Raw genomic sequence first — 19,286 nt, forward strand, 5'->3', positions numbered from 1 at the left:
CATGGCTGTTCTCGAGATCCGCGACCTGCACGTCACGGTCGAGACGGATGAGGGCATCATCCCCATCCTCAACGGGGTGAACCTCACGATCCGCAGCGGCGAGACCCACGCGATCATGGGCCCGAACGGGTCGGGCAAGTCGACCCTCGCGTCGACGATCGCCGGTCACCCGAAGTACTCCGTCACGAGCGGATCCATCACGCTCGATGGCGAGGACGTCCTGGAGATGGCGGTCGACGAGCGCGCCCGCGCCGGGCTGTTCCTCGCGATGCAGTACCCCGTCGAGATCCCCGGCGTGACGGTGACGAACTTCCTCCGCACCGCCAAGACGGCGATCGACGGCGAGGCGCCCTCGATCCGCCACTGGACGAAGGACGTCAAGGAGGGCATGAAGAACCTCCGGATGGACCCGAAGTTCGCGCAGCGCAACGTCAACGAGGGCTTCTCGGGCGGAGAGAAGAAGCGCCACGAGATCCTCCAGCTCGAGCTGCTCAAGCCGCAGATCGCGATCCTCGACGAGACCGACTCCGGCCTCGACGTCGACGCGCTCAAGGTCGTCTCCGAGGGCGTCAACCGCGCCAAGGACGCGACGGGTCTCGGCACGCTGCTCATCACGCACTACACGCGCATCCTGCGCTACATCAAGCCCGACTTCGTCCACGTCATGGTCGCGGGCCAGGTCGTCGAAGAGGGCGGGCCCGAGCTCGCCGATCGCCTCGAGAGCGAGGGCTACGCGGGCTACCTGCCCGAAGACGCCCCGATCGAGGCGTAGAATCGCCGATATGACTGCCACGCTCACCTCCGAGAAGTTCGACGAGGTCACCGAGGCGCTCAAGGACGTCATGGATCCCGAACTCGGGGTCAATGTCGTCGACCTCGGGCTGATCTACGACCTCGCATGGGACGACGAGAACGACGCCCTCATCGTCCATATGACCCTCACGAGCGCGGGCTGCCCGCTCACCGATGTGCTCGAGGAGCAGACGGCCCAGGCGCTCGACGGCGTCGTGGAGCGGTTCCGCATCAACTGGGTGTGGATGCCGCCGTGGGGCCCCGAAAGGATCACGGACGACGGCCGCGACCAGATGCGCGCCCTCGGCTTCGCGATCTAGATCGCGACGTCGGCACTGTGCGATCTGACCCATCCCGCCGAGACGGCCCGCAGAGGATTCTGCGGGCCGTTTCGCGGTGTTGCGCGCGCGGGCCGCGCCGGGGCATCGGGGGATAGGCTCGGATCCGTGACGACTCCTCTCGATGCCCTGCCCCTGGAGACCCTGCGCCGGCGTTCGAGCACGAAGTGGGCCACGCACCCGCATGACGTGCTGCCGCTGTTCGTCGCTGAGACGGACTTCGCGCTCGCCGAGCCGATCGAGCGGGCGCTCGCGGAGGCGCTCCGCATCGGCGACACGGGATACGTGCCGCCCAAGACGCGGTATCCCGAGGCGTTCACGACGTTCGCCGCGCGGCGCTGGGGCTGGCAGGTGGATCCGGCGCGTGTGCGGACGACGTGCGATGTGATGATGGCCGTCGCGGAGCTGATCCGGGCGGTCGCACAGCCGGGCGAGAAGGTGGTCATCACCTCGCCCGTCTACCCGCCGTTCTTCGATGTGCACGAGGAGTCGCGCACGCAGGCGGTCGACGTGCCGCTCGTGCGGGGCGACGCGGGATGGTCCCTCGACCTCGATGGCATCGATCGGGCGTTCGCCGACGGCGCCGTCGCGATCCTGCTGTGCAATCCGCACAACCCGACGGGGACGGCGCATTCGCGGGAGACGCTCGCCGAGCTCGCCCGCATCGCGGAGCGCCGCGGGGCGATCGTCATCAGCGACGAGATCCACGCGCCCCTCGCGATGCCGGGCGCGACGTTCACGCCGTTCCTCCAGGCGGCGCCCGAGGCCGAGCAGGTCGGCGTGTCGGTGCAGAGCGCGAGCAAGGCCTTCAACCTCGCGGGCCTCAAGTGCGCGCACATGGCGACCGCGTCGGACCGCATGACGACGATCGTGCAGGGCATCCCGATGGAGGTCGAGTGGCGCACGGGCCTGTTCGGCATCCAGGCGGGGATCGCGGCGTTCGAGGAGGGGGATGACTGGCTCGACGCGCTCGTCGCGCGCCTCGCCGCGAACCAGACGCTCCTCGTCGACCTGCTCGCCGAGCACGTCCCGGGCGCGGCGTATCAGCCGGGCGACGCGGGCTTCCTCGCGTGGGTGGACATGAACGCGCTCGGCTGGGGCGACGCGCCCGCGCAGCGGATCCTCGACGAGGCGCGCGTCGCGCTCGTCCCCGGCCTCTCGTTCGGCCTGGCGGGCGCGGGATTCGCGCGCATCAACTACGGCACCGGCCCCGAGATCCTCACGGAGGCCGTCGAGCGCATCGGCCGGCTCGTCTGAGGGGTCCGTCGGCCCCCGTCAGGGGGTGAGCGCGCGGATGCCCGCGTCGAAGTCGGCGAGCGCGCGCTCGTCGACGTCGCGCGGGTCGGCGTCGTAGGCGCCGATCGCCGCCGCCTGGATGCGCTGCTGCACGAGCGAGGCATGGCCGAGCAGGAACTGCTCGAGCACGGAGGCGTCACGCGACGGATCCGCGGATCCTGTGCGGGCGAGGGCGTCGCGCAGCAGCGCGTGCGCGGGGTCGGATCCGAGCGCGAGCGCCCTCGTGCCGATGACGACCTCGGCGCCGTCGCGATGGGAGAGGATCGCACGGCGGATCGCGCGCGCCGTCTCGGCGACGCCGGTCGCGGGGCCGGCCTCTCCGACGATCCGGTCGGCGATGGCCGCGAGCAGCGACTGCTTGTTCTCGACGTGCCAGTACAGGGCGCTCGGGCGCACGTCGAGCGCCGCCGCGAGGCGGCGCATCGTGAGATCGGGCAGCCCGAACTCGTCGAGCAGACCGAGCGCGGTGTCGACGATGCTCGTGAGGTCGTGTCCGTGGCCGCGCATGCTCATGACTATACTGAACGGCGTTCGATGAACACCGTTCAGGAAAGGTTCACATGGCCGACACATCACGCTGGGAGGCGCGCGACATCGCGCGCATCGCGGTCTTCGCCGGAATCATCATCGTGCTCGGTCTGATGGGTCCGATCCCGATGCCCGGCCTCGTGCCGATCACGGCGCAGACGCTCGGGGTCATGCTCGCGGGCGCGGTCCTCGGATGGCAGCGCGGCGCGGCTGCGGTCCTGGTGGTGCTGCTCCTCGTCGCGGTCGGCCTCCCCGTGCTCGCGGGCGGGCGCGGCGGCCTCGGCATCTTCGTCGGCCCGACCGCCGGCTATGCGATCGGCTGGATCTTCGGCGCCGCCGCCGTCGGATTCCTCGCCCACGCGGGCGCACGTCGCCTCACGTGGTGGCGCGTCGCGATCGCCTCCGTCGTCGGCGGCATCGTCGTCGTGTACGCGTTCGGGATCCCCGTGCAGGCGGCCGTGATCGGCACGACGTTCGGCGAGACCGTCCTCACGTCGCTCGTGTTCCTACCGGGCGACCTGATCAAGGCCGTGCTGACCATGGTTCTCACGATGCTGCTGTACCGCGCCTACCCGCCGGCGTTCCCGGCCTCCGTGCGGCGCGCCCGCGCGACGCCCCGCGCCTCGTGATCCGCGCCACGGGTCTCGGCGTCGAGGTCGACGGCGTTCGGATCCTCTCCGACGTCACGGTCGCCCTCGAGCAGCCGCGCATCGCGGTCATCGGGGCGAACGGATCCGGCAAGTCGACGTTCGCGCGCACCCTCAACGGGCTCGTGACGCCGAGCGAGGGCACGATCGAGGTCGAGGGGACCGACGTCGCGCGCGAGGCCCGTCGGGCGCGTGAGGTCGTCGGGTTCCTGTTCACGAACCCCGATGCGCAGATCCTCATGCCGACGCCCGTCGAGGACCTCGCCCTGTCGCTCCGCGCGGCAGGGGTGCCCCGCGGGGAGATCGACGACCGGGCGCGTGCGGCGCTCGAGCGCTTCGGCCTCGACGGGCACGCGGATCAGCCCGCCTACAGCCTGTCGGGCGGGCAGAAGCAGCTGCTCGCCCTCGCCGCCGTCCTCGTGCGCGCGCCGCGGGTGCTCGTCGCCGACGAGCCGACGACCCTGCTCGACCTCGGCAACGCGCGCCGCATGGCCGACCTGCTCATCGACGGAGACGCCGCCGCCGACCGCCCCGCCCAGACGATCGTCGTCACACACGACCTCGACCTCGCGGCGCGGTGCGACATCGCCCTGCGCTTCGCCGACGGACGGCTCGACGAGATCGGAGAGCCGCGCGACGTCATCGAGCGGTATCGCGCGGAGTTCGCATGATCCCGCTGCACCGTCCTGGCCGCAGTCCGCTGCATCTCACCCCGGCCGCGGCGAAGCTCGCGGGGCTCGCGGTGCTCGCCCTCGCGGTGTCGCTCTTCCCCCACACGCCCCTGACGGCGCTCGCGACGCTCGCGGCGACCCTCGGGCTCTTCCTCCTCGCCGGGCTCGGTCTGGGCGGGTGGCTGCGTCAGCTGTGGGCGACGAAGTGGATCATCGTCCTCCTCGCGTTGACGCAGATCATCTTCCTCGGCCCCGAGGCGGCGCTGATCGGGACGGTGCGCATCGTCGCGATCCTTCTCCTCGCCGCGATCGTCACCATGACGACGCCGACGGGGGACATGATCGAGGTGCTGAGGCGCGCGCTGTCGCCCCTGCGCCGCATCGGCGTGGATCCGTGGCGGGCGGCGTTCACGCTCTCGCTGACGATCGCGGTGATCCCCGTCGTCGCCTCGCTCGCCGCGCAGGTCCGCGACGCACAGCGTGCGCGAGGCGTGCGGCTCGGACCCCGCGCGATCGTCACGCTGCTTGTCCTCGCGCTGCGGCACGGCGACGACATGGGCGACGCACTCACGGCGCGCGGCGTGCTCTGAGCCGGCGACGGATCAGCTGAAGCCGACGACGCGCCGGGCGAACCGGTAGGCGAGCAACGACATCTGCCGCCCCGTCGAGCCAGGGAGGTAGCTGCTCGTGCCGATGACGCCGCGGCGCAGGCGGGTGTAGACCCAGGGGCTCTCACGCTTGATCTCGCGCCAGAACGCCTCGCGGGTCGCGAGGTGCTCCGGGGTCCCTGCGCGGACGAGCATCACCGAGGTGATGGCGCACAGCACCTCGACGTGGTGGAGCAGATAGGCGTGCAGTCCGGCGGGCACCGTGCCCGGCGCGGGGAGAGCGTCGAGCACGAGGCGGTTCACGCGCAGCTGCTGGTCGACGCGCCGCACCATGACGGCGTCGTTGACCGACTGGTCGTCGCGCCCGATGAAGTAGCGGTAGAGGTCGACGTCGAGATAGAAGAGCGTGCGCGAGTGCGACAGCGGCGTGACGACGAACAGGTTGTCGACGTAGAAGGTGTGCTCAGGCAGGGCGAGGCCCGACGCACGCACGAGGCTCGTGCGGTAGACGAGCGCGTGCATCATCAGGTACTGGCGCGCGCTGAACCGGCCGACGTCGTCCCAGTCGAAGACGCGCCCCACGGGCATGATCGACGAGTAGCGGGTCGTGCGGGCGCGCCGCCCGACCCGCTCGTGCACGTAGTTCGTCACGACCGCGTCGACGCCGCCGTCGCGCTCGAGACGCGCGAGGGTCGCGAGGAGGGTGACGAGCGCGTCCGAGTCGAGCCAGTCGTCGCTGTCGAGCACCTTCACATAGGTGCCCGATGCGACGGCGAGGCCCGCGCTGATCGCGCCGCCGTGCCCGCGGTTGTCCTGGTGGATCACGCGGAACAGGTCCGGCCGTCGCGCGGCGTACCCGTCGGCGATCGCGCCCGTCGCGTCGGAGGATCCGTCGTCGACGATGATGACCTCGATGCCCTCCTCGAACCTCTCGAGCGGGCCGCAGGCGCGGTCGAGGTAGGAGGCCGCGTCGTATGCCGGCACGACGACCGAGAGGAGGGGAGTCACAGTCTGATTCTGCCTCGGACTCACGCCGAGACCGCCTCCGACTCGGCGGGAACCTGGCGGAAGATCAGCTTGAAGATCGGGTAGAAGACCCAGAACGAGATCGCCGCGTTGATGATCATCGTCGCGACGTCGGCGACCGTCTCGCCCGTAGCGCCCCAGCCCCACCCGGTGATGAGCAGCTCGTAGATCGGCGCCTTGTAGAAGCCCTGCGCCGCGGCCGCGATGAAGGTGATCACGATGTAGGCGATCGTGTACCACAGCGCCGCCCACCAGATCGAGGTGTTCGATTTGAAGGTGATGCTCCGCTGGGCGAAGAAGTTGATCACCTGCGCGATGAGGATCGTGATCTGCACGGCGAGGAAGTAGGCGAGGCCGCCGCCGCCCTCGGGGAGGGCACCCTGCCCGTAGTCGAACATGTAGTACTGTCCGCCGTCGACCGCTTCGCCGACCGGAAGGACCTGGAAGCTCACGTTCATCAGATCCGTGTAGGTCTCGAAGCCCCAGCGGAACGCCGGCATGAGGACGAACTGGAGCAGCGTGACGCCGTTCGAGAGCAGAAGGAACATGGCGAACTTCGACAGCTCAGGGTGCTTCACCTGGAATCCGGCCCACCAGGTGCGTGTGCGCGAGATCAAGACTCTCCTCCGCTCAGGGACCGGAGACGCCGGTGCCCAGCTCGTTCGGATCGGCGCCCGCGCAGGAAGGCGGCGAGAACCTGTCCGAGGCCGCGCAGGGCGCGGCCGTTGATGATCGTGAGCACGCCGTCGACGAGCGCCGGGGACGCGAAGCCGCCGGACATCTTCGAGATCGCACGGAACGGCATGTTCAGCAGGAACAGCGTGTTGAGGTCGGGCGTGCCGCGCCGCTCGAGCGCGCGGCGCCGCCGGTCGAGCGCCCGGAACGCGAAGCGTCCGACCGCGCTCGGCGCGTGCTCGAGACGCAGCAGCGGATCGTTCGCGCGGATCTCGGCGGTCTCCTCATGCGCGGGGATCTCGCGGCCGAGGAGCGCGCGGAACGCGTCGTCGGAGACGTCGACGACGTCCGCCGCCGCATAGGCGGCGAGCGCCGGATCGGGCGTTCCCGCCTCGATCGTGCCGGCCACATCGATGCGGCCCGAGAGTCGGATATCGCGCACGCTCGCGCCGATGCGGACCTCGTAGGCGCCGCTCTCGACCTGCCACGACGCCGTCTCGACGTCGTAATGGCGGAGGGCGCGCTCGCCGAGCGGCACGGTCACGGTCCGGGATTCGCCGGGCTCGAGGGCCACCTTCCGGAAGCCGCGCAGTTCGAGCGCGGGGCGCAGGACCCCGCTGGCGTCGAGGCGCGAGACGTAGACCTGCGCGATCTCCGCGCCGGCGACGGATCCGGTGTTCTCGAGCGTGAACGTCGCCTCCTCCTGGCTCACGACGAGGTCGCGGTACGCGAAGGTCGTGTAGCTCAGGCCGAAGCCGAAGGGGAAGGCCACGGGGGCGCCTGCCGTCTCCGAGTGGCGGTAGCCGATGAACGGCCCCTCGCGGTACTCGGCCGCCGGCCCGGCGCTCGGGAAGCGCCGGTGCGCGGGGGTGTCCTCGAGGCGTACGGGGAAGGTCTCGGCGAGCTTCGCCGACGGCGTCACGGCGCCCGTCAGGACGTCGACGAGGCCCTCGGCGCCCGCCTGTCCGCCCAGCGCGGCGAACACGATCGCGTCGGGGGCCTCGGCCCACGGCATCTCGACGGCGCCGCCCGCGGCGAGGATGACGACGACCCGCTTCGCCGTCGCTCGCACGGATCGCAGCAGGTCGGCCTGGTTGCGGGGCAGTGCGAGGCTCTCGCGGTCGAGGCCCTCTGACTCGGCGGTCTCGGGCAGGCCGAGGTGGACGATCGCGACGTCGGCGCGGCGCGCGGCCGCGGCGGCCTCGGACTGGAGGGCGGGATCGGGTGAGCCGTCGCGGCGGAAGCCGCGCGCGAACTCGACGAGGTCGAGCGGGCTCTCGCCGACGGCTTCGACGAGCGTCGCGAGGCGCGTCGGGTTCACGAGCGAGGAGCCGGCGCCCTGGTAGCGGGGGTTCTCGGCGAAGTCGCCGATGACCGCGACGCGCGTGCCAGGGGCGAGGGGGAGCGCGTCCGCCTCGTTGCGCAGCAGGACGGCGCTCGCGGCAGCCGCGCGGCGGGCGAGGGCGTGATGCGCGGCGAGGTCGACGCGCGCGGTCTCGCGCGCCGTCGTGCGGTCGACGAGTGTCAGCAGCTCGGCGACGCGCGCGTCGAGATCGGCCTCATCGAGCCGCCCGTCGCGCACCGCCTCGACGATCTCGCGGGCCGACGTGAAGCCGGGCGACGGCATCTCCAGCGTCCCGCCCGCGGCGACGGCGGCGACGGCGTCGTTCCCGCCGCCCCAGTCGCTCACGACGGCGCCGTCGAAGCCCCACTCCTCGCGGAGCACGTCGGTCAGGAGGCGGCGGTTCTCGTGGGCGTAGACGCCGTCGATGCGGTTGTAGGACGACATGATCGCCCAGGGCGCCGCCTCCCGGACGACCGTCTCGAAGGCGGCGAGGTAGATCTCGCGGAGCGTGCGCTCGTCGACGACGGAGTCGCTCGCCATCCGCCGCAGCTCCTGGCTGTTCGCGGCGAAGTGCTTGGGCGTCGCGGCGACGCCCTGCGCCTGGATGCCCCGCACATACGCCGCGGCCATGCGCCCGGCGACCTCGGGGTCCTCCGAGAAGTACTCGAAGCTGCGCCCGCCGAGCGGGCTGCGCTTGATGTTGAGGCCCGGCCCGAGCAGCACGTCGACGCCCTGCGCCGACGCCTCGCGGCCGAGCGCTGCGCCGATCTCCTCGGCGAGGGGCTCGTCCCAGGTGTTCGCGATGCCCGCCGCCGTCGGGAAGCAGGTCGCCTCCTGCGAGCCGTTCAGGCCGAGGTGGTCCGCGGATCCGGTCTGCTTGCGCACGCCGTGCGGGCCGTCGGACAGCCAGAGCCGTTCGATGCCGAGGCGGGGGATCCCGCGCGTGCGCCACGTGTCGTGGCCGCTGAGGAGGGCCGCCTTCTCGAGCAGGCTCAGCTGCGCGATCCTGTCCTGGGTCGTCAATGCCGTCCGCTCCGATTCCGCCGCTGTGGATCTCACGCTGCTCTCCTCGCAGTTGTGCTCCGCCGACTGCTCTGCCGACGCGGTGTGGGCTCGAACCATCACAGCATCGCGTCGTGGCCGCGGAGGCGGCCCGTGCACGATCCGTCGATACGCGCCCACGACCGGCATCGTGCGACCGGCTTCGCACAGCGAGGCGGCGCTAGCATGATTCGCATGCCTGCTGAAGCGAGGGCGCCGCGCGGTCGCTCGACCCTGTCGATCGCGATCGTCGAGGACGATGACCGCGATCGCGAGCGCCTGCGCACCATGCTGCGTCAGTACGAGACCGACAGCGGCGTGACGATCCGACTGACCGAGTTCGAGGACGGCGCCGCGATCATCGAGGGGTACCAGCCCCTGTTCGACGTGATCTTCCTGGATATCCAGATGGGCGGCATCGACGGCATGCGCGCCGCCGAGGCGATCCGCGAGGTGGACGCCTCGGTGATCCTGATCTTCGTCACGAAGACGGCTCAGTACGCGGTCGGCGGCTACGCCGTGCAGGCGCTGAGCTACCTGCTCAAGCCCGTGTCGATGTTCGCCGTCGCGGGCGAGCTCGACCGCAGCATCGCGCAGCTGGGCCGCGCGGAGCAGACCTCGATCCTCGTGGGGCCGAGGTCGTCGCCTCGCCGGGTCGACGTCAACGACATCGTGAGCATCGAGAGCCGCCGCCACCAGATCCGGCTGCACACGGTCGACGAGCTGCTCACGTTCAACGCGACCCTGCAGGAGTTCGACGATCTGCTGTCCCCGCGCGGATTCTCGCGATCCCACAGCAGCTTCCTCGTGAACCTCAAGCACGTCGTGTCGATCGACGGCGACGAGTGCGTCATGACGACGGGCGACAGAGTGCGCATCAGCCGGTCGCGGAAGAAGCTCCTGCTCGAGGAGCTCGCGAACCACATCGGCGCCCGCCTCGTATGATCGAGCTCCTGCCGGACATCCCGCGGTGGTACACGGGCCTGGCCGAGTGGGGGGCGTCGCTCGTCTACATCCTCCTGATGAGGCGGCGATTCGCGCGACCGCGGACGATCCTGCTCGTCTCGGCGGCCCTGCCGGCGCTCATCGGGATCCAGCTCGCCGCGGATCTGCTCCCCATCGGACTGTGGATGCTCGGCATGGCCGCGTCGATGGCGGCCATGCTCGGATTCGTGGCGCTCGCCTGCGATGTGTCGGCCCGCGATGCCGGGTACCTGACCGTGCGCGCGTTCGTCCTCGCCGAGCTCGTCGCGTCGTTCGAGTGGCAGCTGTGGGTGCACTGGATGCCGGAGGTGCCGAGCCTCGCACAGGGGATGGGATCCGTCGCCGCGGCGCTCGGGCTGCTCGTCGCCTGCTACGGCGTCGGCTTCGTCGTCGCCTTCCGCATCGAACGGCGCAACTTCGCGTCGGGTGAGCGGCTGAACGTGAGCCGCCCCGCCCTCGTCTCGGCGGTCGCGATCGCCGTCGCCACGTTCCTCGTCAGCAACCTCAGCTTCGCCGTCTCGAGCACGCCGTTCAGCGGCTCGAACCCCCTGGACATCTTCTACATCCGCACCCTCGTCGACCTCGCCGGGTTCGTGGCGCTGTACACGCAGCAGGGCCACCGCAACGAGACGCAGCGGGCGATGGAGCTCGCGGAGACCGAGCTGGTGATGCAGCTGCAGCACGAGCAGTACCTGCAGTCGAAGCGGAACATCGACGAGCTCAACCGGATGCACCACGACCTGCGCTACTACGTGCAGGCGATCCGCGCCGAGGAATCGGCGGAACGGCGCTCCGAGTATCTGACCGAGCTCGAATCGAGCATGCGCGGCTACGAGTCGGAGATCAAGACGGGCAGTCGCGTGCTCGACGTGATCCTGAGCGCCAAGATGGAGAAGTGTCTGCAGGAGGACATCTCGATGACGAACGTCGTCGACGGGCGGGCGGTCGCCTTCATCGATCTTCCGCGCCTGAGCGCCCTCTTCGGCAACGCGATCGACAACGCGATCGAGGCGGCCAGGCAGGTCGATGACGTCGACAAGCGGATCCTGAAGGTGTCGGTGTTCACCCAGGGCGGGTTCGTCATGATCCGCATCGACAACTACTGGGACGGCGACGTCGAGTTCGTGCGCGGGCTGCCGCGGACGACGAAGGCCGATCGCGAGCGCCACGGCTACGGCACGCAGAGCATGCGCCGGATCGTCGAGGAGCTGGACGGCTCGATCACCTTCCGTCACGAGGATGACTGGTTCCAGGTGCGGATCCTGGTCCCGCGCCCGGTCGAGGGCGCGACGGGCGCGCCGGCGTGACACGACGACGCGGGGGCGGAGGCGCCGACGGCGCCTCCGCCCCCGCGTCCGGGGTGGTGAGGGACTACTCGGCGTCGGCGGCCGTCATCTCGCCGTCCTGATCCATGTTCCACTCGGCCCCGGTCTCCGCGGACGTCGCGGTCACCTGGAAGTCGGTGCCGTTCTCGATCTGGACCGTCGAGATGTACTCCGCGGTGGCGTCCGAGGGGTAATACGGCATGACCCACATGCCGTACTTCTGCGTCGGATCCTCGACATCGGAGGCGAGCATGATCTGATCCATCGGGTCGTCGACGGCCTCGATCTGCTCGTTGACGATGTCGACGCCGGCCTGCAGGTCGGCGACGAATTCGGCGCTCTCCTCGCTCGAGCCGCCGCCTTCGGCGCCGTCGCTCGAGCCGCATCCGGCGAGTCCGAATGCGCCCACCGCCGCGAGAGCGGTGACCAGGCCGAAGCGCGTGAGAGTGTCCTTCATGGTGTCCTTCTTTCTGTGTGGGATCCGGGACGGGGTGCCGCGGGTTCGTCCCGCGGCACCTCGTCCCGCTGTGTCACTGGATGGGCTGTCCGTCCGCGCCGAGCCCGAATCCGAACTCGTACGAGTTTCCCTCGGCATCGACGTACGGGGTGGTGTCGGCGACGTCCTCGAGGCTCGCCTCGACGGAGTCCATGTCCTTCGGCAGGGTGATCGGCAGGCGGCCTGCCGGCTCGTTCAGGCCGAGCGCGATGTCGAGGAACGCGGCGTCGCTGACGCCGGATCCCCAGAGGATCGCGTCGGAGTCCGCCTCGAACTCCGCCGGGATCGCGGCGCCGTTCGAGATCGACAGCAGCGTGACGACCGGGATGTCGTCGCCGCTGGCCTCCACCGCGTCGACCGCGCGCTCGAAGGCGTCGAGGTCGGCCTCGTTCGAGATGCGCGAGGTCGCCCCGAAGTACGAGCGGTTCTCCGTGCCGCCGTCCTCGAGAGCGTCGCCGCTGATCGACGTCCGGCGCACGCTGTCGCCGTCCGCCGTGTACTCGCGGTACTGCAGCGACAGCGGGTAGAACTCGCCCGTCTCCTGGTCGAGGCCGGCGCTGTCGAAGTTGGTGCCGTTGTTCGGGTTGTCCATCCCGACGAGCACGAGGTCGACGCCCGTGAGATCGGGGGCCGTGTACGAGACGACCTCGTCGTCGTCGTTCAGCTCCGCCTCGTCCGTGAGGACCGTGCCGAAGTAGTGCTCGGCGGTCTCGAGGTCGATCGTCTCGCCCTCGGTGTAGGTCGCCGGTCCGAACAGCCCGTCGTGGCCCGTGTCGTACGAACGCGGGATGTACACCGTGAGATCCTTCAGATCCTCGGCGGTCGTCCCCTCGGCGATCGTCCCGTCGGCGTTCTTCAGGACGACGACCGAGTTGCGCTGCGCATCGAGGCCCGCGTCGCGCGCGTCCTCGTCGCCGACGACCGACTCCGAGGCCGCGAGATCCTGATAGGCGCTGTCGTAGAGCCCGACGCCGAAGAGGTTCGTCAGGACGCGGCGGCCGGTGTCGGCCCACCGGTCCTCCGCGCTCTGCTCGAGCTCGCCCGCCTCGTGGGCGGCCTCCCACATCGCATACGCCTCCTGCACGGGGGCGATGTCGTTGTTGCCGCCGAACTGGTCGACGCCGGCCTTCAGGATCTCGAAGTGACGCTCGGCGACCGTGAGCTCGTCCGCGCCCCATGCGGTGCCGATGAGCGCATCAGGGTCGGTGCTGCCGCCCGCCGTGACGCCCCAGTCGGTGATGATCACGCCGTCGTAGTCGTTGTCGTCGCGGAGGATGCCGACGCGCGCCTCGTCGTATGCGCTGCCGGTCGCCTCGCTGTACGCGGGCTCGCCGTCGCCGTCGACGAGGATCGAGTACGACGTCATCACACCGCCGGCATCGATCGCGGCGAGGAACGGGGCCAGGTGCTCGTCGAGGTTGCCGCCGGGCAGGACGCCGTACTTGCCGGCGTTCGTGTGCGCCTCGCGGCCGCCCTCGCCGACGCCGTCGCCGGGGAAGTGCTTGATCACGGTCGAGACCGATCCCGTGCCCCAGCCGAGGTCCTCGCCGTCGTCGTCGAACGTGCCCTGGAAGCCCGCCACGTACGCCGCCGCCATCTCGCTCGCCAGGTCGGCGTCCTCGCCGAAGGTGCCGTTGATCCGCAGCCAGCGCGGTTCGGTCGCGAGATCGATCTGGGGGCTCAGCGCGTTCGCGAGGCCCATCGCGCGGTACTCCTCCGACGCGATCTCGCCGAACAGACGTACGGTCTCGGGGTCGAACGTCGCGGCCATGCCGAGCGACGACGGCCACTGCGAGACGCCGCCCGAGGCACCGGCGTAGCTGTCCGCCGCGTCGTGGCGGGGATCCGAGCTGAAGTTCACCGGGATGTACGGCGTCGTCTCGGAGACGAGCGACTCCACATAGGCCTGCATCTCGTTCGTCCAGGTGACGACCGGCTCGAGCTCGTTGCCGCCGGCGTAGAGGACATTTCGCAGGTACGACGCGTCGAGGTACTCCTGCTGCGCGTCGGTCAGCCCGTCTCCCGGCGCGCGCTCGTGGCTGCTGAAGAGCATGAGACCCGACACCTGGTCCGCGCTGAGCTGCGGCGCGAGGTCGGCCGCGCGCTCGGCGGGGGAGAGCCGCCAGTCCTCCCAGACATCGAGCTCGCCGTCGCCGTCCATGTCCTTGAACGCGAGCGTGTCGGCGCCGTCGGTCTCCTCGATCAGACCGAACGAGTCCTTCGCCATCGTGAGCACGGTGCCGCCCGGGTTCGTGACGACGACGATGTCGGTCGTCCCATCGGTCACCTCCTCCGTGGAGTAGGTGCGCTCGTCGTCGCCCGTCCCGGTGCAGCCGCTGAGAACCACGGCCAGCCCGGTCGTGAGCACGAGCCCGGATGTGATCGCTGACTTCCTCATCTATATCCCCATATCGTCATCGGTGGGTCGCCGTCGTCGGCGACGCAAGGGAACCAATCGCGCCCCGCCGCCCCTCGTCCGCCTCCGGGAGGCGGACGCCGGTCACGGTGCTGTGAGGCGAGACGTGCGGTGCGCTCCGAAAACGCTATGAGCGCGCTCGCCGTCGGGTGCGGGAGGACGCACGATCGGACGATCTCGCCGCACGATCCGTCGCACGCCCCGGCCGCACACGACAGCGCCCGGTGGCGAGATGAGCCACCGGGCGCCGCTGTGTGCGCGGGTCAGTCCGCGAGACGGACCTCGTCGGGTCCGCCGCGATGACGGCGCACGCGCCGAACGACGAGGATCACGCCGACGAGGACCAGCAGGCCGAGCAGGACGGTCACGCCGATCTGGATCCAGCGCCACATCGGCGGCTCGTAGTCGACCGTCGCCCCCGGCGTGAGCCCGTTCATCGCGTTCGAGTTCGCCACCGTGTACAGGATCCGGTGCGTGGCCGTGCGGATGTCCTGCTGCGCCGAGGCCGAGGCGGTGTCCTCGAACGACTTCGAGGGCGCGAACGCGAGCGTCAGGTCCGTGCCCGCAGCGATGCCCTGATTGGGATGCATGTAGCGGTACAGATTGAAGTCGGTGATCGCGAAGCCCTCGAAGCCCCACTCGCCGCGCAGCACGTTCGTCATGAGCGCCTCGGAGCCGCCCGCCCAGGTGGCGCCGATGCGGTTGAACGAGCTCATGACGGCGGTCGAGCCGACGGTCGTCTCCTCGATGGTGCCCTCGTCGTCCGCGATGTACGGCACAGGCATCTCGGCGTCCTTCACGACCATCTCGAACGGCTTCAGGTACAGCTCACGGATCGCCTGCTCGTTCGCCCAGACCGCGATGCCGTTGTTGACGCGGTTGGTCTCCTGGTCGTTCAGGGCGAAGTGCTTCAGGGTCGTGTAGAGCCCCTTCGTCGCCGCCCCGTTCGTGGAGGCGAGCCCCATCGCGCCGGAGAGGAGGGGATCCTCCGAGTAGTACTCGAAGTTACGACCCGCGAACGGCGAGCGGTGAAGGTTCATCGCGGGCGCGTACCAGCCGGCGACGTCTTTGAACAGCGCCTCGTTTCCGACCATGCGGCCCATCGCCTCGCTGAGCTCGACGTTCCATGTCTGCGCGATGAGGAACTCGGTGGGATACGCGGTGCCGTTGACCGAGGCGTTGATGAAGGACGAGAAGCCCGCGGGGCCGTCGAGCTCCGTCGTGAGCGGCTTCGCGATGCCGGGGAGCGCGCCCGTCTGGTACGCGCCGTTGAGGAGCAGGTCGGTCATCTCGTCGATCGTCAGGGAATCGAGCAGCTCCTCCCACTCGGGATCGTCCATGGGCTTCCCACGGAGGTTCACGAGGGTGAGATCGGTGCTCTCGCCCGTTGCGGGGGCCTCGGCATCGGGATCCGCCGCCGCCTCGACATCGTACGGGGCGAAGCCCTCGGCGATCGCGTCGTTCGCCGACATGAGGTCGGGCGTCGGCGCCGTCGGGAACGTGCCCGCGAAGTCGGCGCGCGACATGTTGAGGATCCGGCCCTCCTCGGGCGCGTCCGAGAACATCGCGGACACGTCGTCGAACTGGTTCGTGACCGGTGCCTCGTCGCTTGACCGGGGGCTCTCGGCGTCATAGACGATGTCCTCATCGACCGTATAGGCGACGGGATCCACACCGGCGGCCGGCGTGTGCGAGTCGGTGCGCAGCGAGAGCTCGTAGTCGCCGGCCTCGAGCACGTAGGCGAGCGCCTCCTCGTAGTCGTATGACGCCATGTCCTCGACGGCGAGCGAGACCGTGACCGTCTCGGTCTGCCCCGGTTCGATCACGCCGGTCTTCGCGAATCCGCCCAGCACGACCTCGGGCTTCTCGATCCCGCCGGGGGTGTAGGGCGCCGAGTAGAACAGCTCGACGACGTCCCGCCCCGCGGCCGCGCCGTCGTTGGCGACGACGACGTCGAACTCGATCCGCCCCTCGGCCTCGCCGAGGCGCTGGTCGGCGATCCGCCACGAGAACTCGGTGTAGCTCAGGCCGAAGCCGAACGGATAGACGACGGCCTCGTCGTAGTCGATGAAGCCCTCGGCGGCCGCCGTCTCGTAGTAGCGGTAGCCGACGTAGATGCCCTCCTGGTAGTTCACGAAGGGCGCATCGGGCGTCACGTCGGCGTTCGAGGCGAGCGCCTCCACCGCGGAGGCGGGGTACTCGACCTCGAGATCGTCGTAGACGAAGTCGCCGAAGTTCACGAAGCTCGGATCGGCCGTGAAGTCGGCGGCCCACGTGTCGACGGTGCGTCCGGACGGGTTGACGGCGCCGGTGAGCACCTCGCCCACGGCGCTGAAGCCGGTCGCCCCGGGCGAGCCGATGAGCAGGACGGAGTCGACGCCCGGGTTCTCCTGGATCGGCCCCATCTCGATCGTCGTCGATGCGTTCACGACGACGACCACGGTGTCGAAGCGCTCCGTCGCGAGATCGATCAGGTCGCGCTCGTCCTGGTTGAGCTCCAGCTGGTGCTGCCCGTCGACGTAGTTCTCGTCACGGCCCTCCATGTCGGTGGCGAGGTCGCCGCCCTCCCCGCCGGGGCGGGCCACGAAGACGATCGCCGCGTCGTCGTAGTCGGCGAAGCTGTCGGCGACGGCGTCGTACCCGGACACCGGCATCTCGCCGATGTCGTAGGTCGACACGTCCGGGCGGTCCATCTCGATGAAGCCGCGCGGGTTCTCCGCCGTGTAGGCGTCGAGCTCGTCGAGGACCGCGCCGTTCACCGAGAACCCGGCCTCTTCGAGCCCCTGGCGCGGCGTGACGGCGGTCGACGTGTCGACCGATCCGGATCCGGCGCCGCCGTAGACGGGGTTCGCGGCGGCGGCACCGAGCATGGTGACGCTCGCGCCCGCGTCGAGCGGCAGCGCGCCTGAGGCGTTCTTCGCGAGGACGACGCCCTCGGCCGCGATGTCCTGCACGAGGGTCCGCGCCGCCTCGTCGACCTCGTCGATCGAGCCGAAGTCGGCCGTGTAGTACTCGCTGTCCCAGTCGGCCGCCTCCTCGGCTGGGGTGACCGTGTACGTCCCGCCGCCCAACTGGGACGCCACCCAGTTGAACCCGACGTTCACCGCGACGTTCAGGACGATGGCGACCAGCGCCACGAAGGCGAGCACCGGGATCCAGATGCTCAAGAACCTCCTATTGGACATGGGACTCTTCGACTTCGACGTCGCGGAACTCACTCGGGGACTCCTCCTGTTCGGGACGACCATCGCCGTCGCCCCTCCTCACGGACGGACGCAGGGGCTGCCTCGCCGCTGTGCGCTCTCCGGCGCGCCCATGCGTCCAAGTCCAGCACGCTATGCGCTCGCCGCGGACCACGTGCGCGGCGGTGCACGTTCGGTCGAAACGCGCGCATGGGCGGATGCTCTCGCCCCGTCGGGCGGCCGGTCAGACACCGCGGATAGGATGGACAGCTGGCGCATTCGCGCCCGCCTCCCCGAGAAGAACGGATCCCCCTTCGTGCTTGCCGTCAGCGACCTCGAGATCCGCGTGGGTGCGCGCCTGCTCATGAGCGGCGTGACCTTCCGCGTCGGCGACGGCGACAAGGTCGGCCTCGTCGGGCGCAACGGTGCCGGGAAGACGACGCTCACGAGGGTGCTCGCGGGGGATCTCGTGCCCTCCGACGGCACCGTGACCCTGTCGGGCGAGCTCGGATACCTCCCGCAGGATCCCCGCACAGGCGACCCGGAGGAGCTCGCGCGCACGCGGATCCTCAACGCTCGCGGCCTCGGCGATCTGCAGGCGGGCATCGCGCAGGCGACCGACGACATGGGATCGGCGGATCCGGACGTCGCGGAGAAGGCGATGCGCCGCTTCGGCCGCCTCACCGAGCGCTTCGAGTCGATCGGCGGGTATGCGGCGGAGGCCGAGGCCGCCACCATCGCGAGCAATCTCTCGCTGCCGGACCGGATCCTCGACCAGCCGCTGAGGACCCTGTCCGGCGGCCAGCGTCGCCGCATCGAGCTCGCGCGGATCCTGTTCAGCGACGCCGACACGATGATCCTCGACGAGCCCACCAACCACCTCGACGCCGACAGCGTCGTGTGGCTGCGCGACTTCCTGAAGTCGTACCGGGGCGGGCTCATCGTCATCAGCCACGACGTCGACCTCGTCGGCGAGACGGTCAACCGCGTCTTCTACCTGGATGCGAACCGCCAGCTGATCGATATCTACAACATGGGCTGGAAGCACTACCAGCGCCAGCGCGTCGCCGACGAGGAGCGACGGAAGAAGGAGCGGGCGACCGCCGAGAAGAAGGCCGGCGCGCTGCAGCAGCAGGCGGCGAGGTTCGGGGCGAAGGCGTCGAAGGCGTCGGCGGCGCACCAGATGCAGGCGCGCGCCGAGAAGCTCCTCTCGGGCCTCGACGAGGTGCGCCAGGAGGACAGGGTCGCGAACATCCGGTTCCCGAAGCCGTCGGCATGCGGCCGCACGCCGCTCATGGCGTCGTCGCTCAGCAAGTCGTACGGTGCGCTCGAGATCTTCGCGGGCGTCGACCTCGCGATCGACCGCGGATCGAAGGTCGTGGTGCTCGGCCTCAACGGCGCGGGCAAGACGACGCTGCTGCGCATCCTCGCGGGGGTCGATGAGAGCGACACGGGCCAGATCGAGCCCGGACATGGGCTGAAGATCGGGTACTACGCGCAGGAGCACGAGAATCTCGATGTCGACCGCAGCGTGCTGCAGAACATGATGTCGTCCGCGCCGAACCTCAATGAGACCGAGGCGCGAAAGGTGCTCGGGTCGTTCCTCTTCACGGGCGACGACGTGCACAAGCCGGCGCGCGTGCTGTCGGGCGGCGAGAAGACCCGCCTCTCGCTGGCGACGCTCGTCGTCTCGAGCGCGAACGTGCTGCTGCTCGACGAGCCGACCAACAACCTCGACCCCGCCAGCCGTGACGAGATCCTCGGTGCCCTCGCGCACTACGAGGGAGCCGTCGTGCTCGTCTCGCACGACGAGGGCGCCGTCCAGGCGCTGAACCCCGAGCGCGTCCTGCTGCTGCCGGACGGTGTCGAGGACATCTGGAACAAGAGCTACATCGACCTCATCACGCTGGCGTAGG

16 protein-coding genes are annotated in these 19,286 nt (G+C 70.0%); 9 read left to right on the top strand and 7 right to left on the bottom strand.

Translation table 11 applies throughout. The features are described from left to right. Nucleotide 1 precedes the first annotated feature (1 nt). The 3 genes from sufC (at nt 2) to GB932_RS04160 (ending at nt 2,387) form a co-directional block, all read left to right on the top strand. A complete protein-coding gene (sufC, locus tag GB932_RS04150; RefSeq protein WP_156759435.1) occupies nt 2-772 on the top strand; it encodes a Fe-S cluster assembly ATPase SufC in 771 nt (256 codons plus the stop codon). A gap of 10 nt (nt 773-782) precedes the next feature. Beyond that, nucleotides 783-1,112 carry a metal-sulfur cluster assembly factor gene (locus GB932_RS04155; RefSeq protein ID WP_156759436.1) on the top strand — a complete coding sequence of 110 codons (330 nt, stop codon included), beginning with the start codon at nt 783-785 and terminating at the stop codon, nt 1,110-1,112. Between the two features lie 126 nt (nt 1,113-1,238). Further along, entirely contained in the window at nt 1,239-2,387 is a 1,149-nt protein-coding gene (locus tag GB932_RS04160) for a MalY/PatB family protein (protein WP_231915995.1), read from the top strand. Between the two features lie 18 nt (nt 2,388-2,405). On the opposite strand, the gene GB932_RS04165 is transcribed toward GB932_RS04160, so the two are convergent. Beyond that, nucleotides 2,406-2,933, bottom strand: a complete 528-nt coding sequence (locus GB932_RS04165; RefSeq protein WP_156759437.1) for a TetR family transcriptional regulator — start codon at nt 2,931-2,933, stop codon at nt 2,406-2,408. Nucleotides 2,934-2,986: 53 nt separating this feature from the next. On the opposite strand from GB932_RS04165, the gene GB932_RS19155 reads away from it, so the two are divergent. Genes GB932_RS19155 through GB932_RS04175 form a run of 3 tightly spaced genes read left to right on the top strand, consistent with a single transcriptional unit; the run spans nt 2,987 to nt 4,862 of the window. After that, nucleotides 2,987-3,583: a biotin transporter BioY gene (locus GB932_RS19155; RefSeq protein ID WP_197517294.1), complete on the top strand. Its 597-nt coding sequence runs from the start codon at nt 2,987-2,989 to the stop codon at nt 3,581-3,583. Beyond that, the gene (locus tag GB932_RS19160) at nt 3,580-4,272 is read left to right on the top strand and encodes an energy-coupling factor ABC transporter ATP-binding protein (RefSeq protein ID WP_197517295.1); all 693 of its coding nucleotides are present in this window, start codon (nt 3,580-3,582) and stop codon (nt 4,270-4,272) included. The genes GB932_RS19155 and GB932_RS19160 overlap by 4 nt, the downstream gene beginning before the upstream one ends. Continuing rightward, the gene (locus tag GB932_RS04175; RefSeq protein WP_156759439.1) at nt 4,269-4,862 is read left to right on the top strand and encodes an energy-coupling factor transporter transmembrane component T; all 594 of its coding nucleotides are present in this window, start codon (nt 4,269-4,271) and stop codon (nt 4,860-4,862) included. Before GB932_RS19160 ends, GB932_RS04175 begins: the two co-directional genes overlap by 4 nt. Nucleotides 4,863-4,874: 12 nt before the next feature. Here the strand turns inward: GB932_RS04175 and GB932_RS04180 are convergent, their stop codons facing one another. The 3 genes from GB932_RS04180 to GB932_RS04190 are packed head-to-tail and all read right to left on the bottom strand — an operon-like array spanning nt 4,875 to nt 8,985. Continuing rightward, nucleotides 4,875-5,888 (bottom strand): glycosyltransferase family 2 protein, encoded by a 1,014-nt coding sequence (locus tag GB932_RS04180; protein ID WP_156759440.1) that lies wholly within the window; start codon nt 5,886-5,888, stop codon nt 4,875-4,877. A 20-nt stretch (nt 5,889-5,908) separates the two neighbouring features. Beyond that, complete coding sequence (locus tag GB932_RS04185) at nt 5,909-6,523, bottom strand: hypothetical protein (protein ID WP_231915996.1); 615 nt, start codon at nt 6,521-6,523, stop codon at nt 5,909-5,911. Then, nucleotides 6,520-8,985, bottom strand: coding sequence for a glycoside hydrolase family 3 C-terminal domain-containing protein (locus GB932_RS04190; RefSeq protein ID WP_231915997.1), 2,466 nt, complete (start codon nt 8,983-8,985; stop codon nt 6,520-6,522). The genes GB932_RS04185 and GB932_RS04190 overlap by 4 nt, the downstream gene beginning before the upstream one ends. A 177-nt stretch (nt 8,986-9,162) precedes the next feature. Here GB932_RS04190 and GB932_RS04195 point away from each other — a divergent pair, with 177 nt between their 5' ends. Further along, entirely contained in the window at nt 9,163-9,912 is a 750-nt protein-coding gene (locus tag GB932_RS04195) for a LytR/AlgR family response regulator transcription factor (RefSeq protein ID WP_156759442.1), read from the top strand. Further along, a complete protein-coding gene (locus GB932_RS04200) occupies nt 9,909-11,258 on the top strand; it encodes a GHKL domain-containing protein (protein ID WP_156759443.1) in 1,350 nt (449 codons plus the stop codon). Before GB932_RS04195 ends, GB932_RS04200 begins: the two co-directional genes overlap by 4 nt. A 64-nt stretch (nt 11,259-11,322) precedes the next feature. Here GB932_RS04200 and GB932_RS04205 read toward each other — a convergent pair whose 3' ends face one another. From GB932_RS04205 to GB932_RS04215, 3 genes are all read right to left on the bottom strand, one after another. Further along, nucleotides 11,323-11,733, bottom strand: coding sequence for a hypothetical protein (locus GB932_RS04205; protein ID WP_156759444.1), 411 nt, complete (start codon nt 11,731-11,733; stop codon nt 11,323-11,325). Nucleotides 11,734-11,806: 73 nt separating this feature from the next. Next, nucleotides 11,807-14,170 carry a glycoside hydrolase family 3 protein gene (locus GB932_RS04210; protein WP_156759445.1) on the bottom strand — a complete coding sequence of 788 codons (2,364 nt, stop codon included), beginning with the start codon at nt 14,168-14,170 and terminating at the stop codon, nt 11,807-11,809. Nucleotides 14,171-14,451: 281 nt separating this feature from the next. Beyond that, entirely contained in the window at nt 14,452-17,355 is a 2,904-nt protein-coding gene (locus GB932_RS04215; RefSeq protein WP_231915998.1) for a glycoside hydrolase family 3 protein, read from the bottom strand. Between the two features lie 331 nt (nt 17,356-17,686). On the opposite strand from GB932_RS04215, the gene GB932_RS04220 reads away from it, so the two are divergent. After that, nucleotides 17,687-19,285, top strand: a complete 1,599-nt coding sequence (locus tag GB932_RS04220) for an ABC-F family ATP-binding cassette domain-containing protein (protein WP_156759789.1) — start codon at nt 17,687-17,689, stop codon at nt 19,283-19,285. The last annotated feature ends 1 nt before the right edge of the window (nt 19,286 follow it).

Origin of the sequence: Microbacterium karelineae (assembly GCF_009745985.1) — a bacterium.
GTDB classification, from domain to species: Bacteria; Actinomycetota; Actinomycetes; order Actinomycetales; family Microbacteriaceae; genus Microbacterium; species Microbacterium karelineae.